Raw genomic sequence first — 3,729 nt, forward strand, 5'->3', positions numbered from 1 at the left:
GACCAGGCCCCTCTTGGAGTGGGGGCCGAGCGGTACCGCGGACCGGAGCGGCGACCACGGGCATGCCGGCCGGCTCGTGACGGGGGTTCCAGGGGGTCGCCCCCCTGGGAGATCACGCGCGCTGTTTGAAGGCTCGTAGGGACAGGGGGGCGAAGACCAGGGAGATGCCGACGCCCCAGGCGAGGGCTATCCAGGCGTGTTCGAAGACGGGGCCGCCGACGAGGAGGCCGCGCATCGCCTCGACGAGTTGCGTCACGGGGCTGTTGTCCATGACGAAGGCGACCGGGCCCGGGATGCCGTCGGTGTTCGGGATGAACGCGGTGCTGAGGAAGCTCAGCGGGAAGATCACCACGAACCCGAAGATCTGCACCTTCTCCGGTTCGTTGACCTTCATCGCGATGTAGACCGACGTCCAGGAGAACAGGACCGCGAAGGCGAGCAGGAGGACGAACGCGCCGAGCAGCGCGAACACGTTCGTGCCGATGCGGAAGCCGATGGCGAAGCCGACGAGCAGCAGGATCAGCATCGACCACGCCTGCTTGGCGGTGTCGGCGATGATCCGCCCGGCGAGCGGGGCGCTGCGGGCGATCGGCAGGCTGCGGAACCGGTCGAACACGCCCTTGGTGATGTCGGTGTTCAGCCCGAAACCGGTGCTCATCCCGGCGAACAGGGCGTTCTGGGCGATGATGCCGGGGATGACGACCGGTAGGTACGCCTCGACGCTGCCCGCCATCGCCGGGCCGAACACGTACGCGAACAGCAGCACGAACATGATGGGCTGGATGGACAGGTCCAGCAGCTCCATCGGATTGTGCTTGATCTGGACGAGGTTGCGCCAGGCGAGGGTGACCGTGTTGCGCACGGCCGTGCCGGGCGCGACCCGCTTGGACAGGTCCTCCGGCGCGAGTGAGGCGGTGGTCATGTCGACGCCCCTTCCTTGTCGACGGACTGGGCCAGTTCGCCGGCCTCCGCGTCGATGTCGTCGGTGTGGTGGCCGGTGAGGGCGAAGAACACCTCGTCCAGGCTGGACTTGCGGAGCGACAGCTCGCCGACCGCGACGCCGGCGTCGTCGAGGCGGCGCACCACCGCGGGCATGAGCCGCGGGTCGGTGATCGGCGCGCTGATCAGGCCGTCGCGCAGCTCCGGCTCGGCCCCGGCGAGCTCGCCGACGATCTTCGCGGCGGCGGCGGCGTCGCTCTCCTGGAGCGGGCGGACCTCCAGCACCTGGCCGCCGACCTGCGATTTCAGCGTGTCGGACGTGCCGTGCGCGATGACCTCGCCGCGGTCGATGACGATGATGTCGTCGGCGAGCTGGTCGGCCTCCTCCAGGTACTGCGTGGTGAGCAGGACGGTGACCCCGTCGTCGGTGAGGCCGCGCACGATGTCCCACAGGCCGCCGCGGCTGCGCGGGTCGAGACCGGTGGTCGGCTCGTCCAGGAAGAGGATCTGCGGGCGCCCGACCAGGCTCGCCGCCAGGTCGAGGCGGCGGCGCATCCCGCCGGAGTAGGTCTTGGCCGCGCGCTCGGCGGCGTCGGTGAGCTGGAACCGCTCCAGCAGTTCGGCGGCCCGCGCCCTGGCGGCCCGGCGCGGGATGCCGAGCAGCCGCCCGATCAGCACGAGGTTCTCGGTGCCGGTCAGCATCTCGTCGACGCCGGCGTACTGGCCGGTCAGGCCGATGAGCTGCCGCACCTTGTGCGCGTCGCGCAGCACGTCGAACCCGCCGACCCGGGCGGTGCCGGCGGTGGGCTCGATCAGCGTGGCGAGGATCCGGGTCATGGTCGTCTTGCCGGCGCCGTTGGGCCCCAGCACCCCGAGGACCGTCCCGGGTTCGGCGGTGAGCGAGACGCCCGCCAGCGCCCGGGTCTCACCGAACCGCTTCTCCAGGCCCTCGGCCTGGATCGCGTAGGTCATGTGATCTCCTAGGGAGTCGTCTGCCGGACGTCTGTGCCCCTCCGACGGGGGACCAGCCAAAATATGCGGTGTCCGGGGTGGTGTGCATTCGGTTTTCCTGCCGCCCCTTGCCGCGCCCCCCACCTGGGCGCGGGACGCGTCACCAACATCGCACGCGTCACCGACAAAATGCCGCCGGCCGCGCGATCGGGCCGCCGATTCCGGCGGCGCGTGCCGGACGGAGCGGCTGGAGGAGGCCTCCGGCGTTCTAAACTCGCGGTGTGACGACGGTGCGGCGCGGTCACCACGAGGACGGCGGGGGACCGCACCCGCCGCGGCTGCGGCCGCCCGAGAACCGGGTCTCGCCGCGCGCCGTCGCGCACTGGGCGATCGAGTACCTGCTGCTGTGGGGGCTCGCGTTCGGGCTCGCGCTGGGCGTGGCCGCCTGGGTCGGCGACTCCGACTGGGACGCCCTGCCCGGCTGGGCGTCCGGCCGCGTGGGGTGGCTGCCCTACATCATCGGCGCCGCGGGGCTGCTCATGACGACCGTCGCCCCCGTCTGGCGCTACCGCGTCCACCGCTGGGAGGTCAGCGCCGACGTCGTCTACACCCGCACGGGCTGGTTCAGCCGCGAATGGCTCCTCGTGCCCGTGGGGCGCATCCAGACCGTCGACAGCAAGCAGGGATGGATCGAGCGGATGCTGGGCCTCGCCACCATCGAGGTCAACACGGCGTCCCACACCGGCTCGTCGGAGCTGTCCGGGCTTCCGGTGGACGTGGCGACCCGCCTCGCCGAAGATCTGGCGCACCGCGCGCACGACCTCCGCGACGACGCGACGTGAACGTGCGGCTGCATCCGCTCACGTTCGTCGTCGGCGCCGTCCGCGAACTCATCGCGCTGCTCGCGGCGGGGGCCACGGGGCTCCTGGTCGGCGGCATGTCGACGGCGTTCTACTTCACGCTGGTCGGCCTCGCGCTGGGGCTGATCTTCCACGTCGCCGACTGGATGACGTTCACCTACGTCCTGCACGACGACCGCATCGAACTCCGGCGCGCGCTCATCGGGCGCTCGGTCAAGAGCATCCCGCGCGACCGGATCCGCGGCGTCGACGTCAGCGCGTCCCTTCCGCACCGGCTGCTCGGCCTGGCGATCGTCCGCATCGACGCGGGGGCGGACGGCGGCGAGGGCGAACTCAACGCGGTCTCCCGCCACGAGGCCGAACGGCTCCGCCGTGTCCTGCTGGCCAGGGACGGCCATGCCCCGCCCCAGCGCGTCCTGGCCCGCATGAGGCCCCGCTGGTACGTGTACGCCCCGCTCAGCGGCGCCTATCTGCTGACGCCGTTCGCGGTGGCGGGCAGCCTCCTCGGCACCCTCTACAACCTCGGCGACGACCTGGGTCTCATCACCCGGGAGCGGGTGGAGAACTTCGGCCACGACGTGGTCGGCCTGTCCACCGCCGTCGTCCTCGCGCTGGTCATCCTCGTGCTGATCGCCATGCCGGTCATGTCGGTGATCGCCTTCACGCTCTTCAACTGGGACTTCACCGTCCGCGAGCGGGACGGCTCGGTCATCGCCGAGCGCGGCCTGGTCACCCGCCGCAGTGTCTCCCTCGAACGCCGCCGGCTGCGCGGCGTCGAGCTCATCGACAACCCGTTCGAGCGCCTCGCCGGGGTGGCGCGGGTCGGCGCCCTCATCACCGGCCTCGGGGACGCCGCGCACCGCGGCCGGCTGCTGCCCGCCGCGCCCCGCCCGGTCGCCGAGTCGCTCGCCGCCCGCGTCCTCGGGCCCGTCCCCGCGCCGCTGATCGCGCACCCGCCCGCCGCCCGGGGCCGCCGCAT

The 3,729-nt window shown here is 72.1% G+C and carries 4 protein-coding genes; 2 read left to right on the top strand and 2 right to left on the bottom strand.

Features of this window, described 5'->3' with window-relative positions; translation table 11 throughout:
• Window positions 1–112: 112 nt before the first annotated feature.
• Both E1284_RS39465 and E1284_RS39470 read right to left on the bottom strand, forming a co-directional pair.
• Complete coding sequence (locus E1284_RS39465) at window positions 113–922, bottom strand: ABC transporter permease (RefSeq protein WP_131945242.1); 810 nt, start codon at window positions 920–922, stop codon at window positions 113–115.
• Window positions 919–1,911, bottom strand: a complete 993-nt coding sequence (locus tag E1284_RS39470; RefSeq protein WP_131945243.1) for an ATP-binding cassette domain-containing protein — start codon at window positions 1,909–1,911, stop codon at window positions 919–921. The genes E1284_RS39465 and E1284_RS39470 overlap by 4 nt, the downstream gene beginning before the upstream one ends.
• A gap of 260 nt (window positions 1,912–2,171) precedes the next feature.
• Between E1284_RS39470 and E1284_RS39475 the strand changes: the two genes are divergently transcribed.
• Both E1284_RS39475 and E1284_RS39480 read left to right on the top strand, forming a co-directional pair.
• Window positions 2,172–2,732, top strand: coding sequence for a PH domain-containing protein (locus tag E1284_RS39475; RefSeq protein WP_243715023.1), 561 nt, complete (start codon window positions 2,172–2,174; stop codon window positions 2,730–2,732).
• A partial coding sequence (locus E1284_RS39480; RefSeq protein ID WP_243715024.1) for a PH domain-containing protein occupies window positions 2,729–3,729 on the top strand: 1,001 nt, incomplete at its 3' end. The genes E1284_RS39475 and E1284_RS39480, both read left to right, overlap by 4 nt.

The organism is Actinomadura bangladeshensis (genome assembly GCF_004348335.1).
GTDB lineage: Bacteria > Actinomycetota > Actinomycetes > Streptosporangiales > Streptosporangiaceae > Spirillospora > Spirillospora bangladeshensis.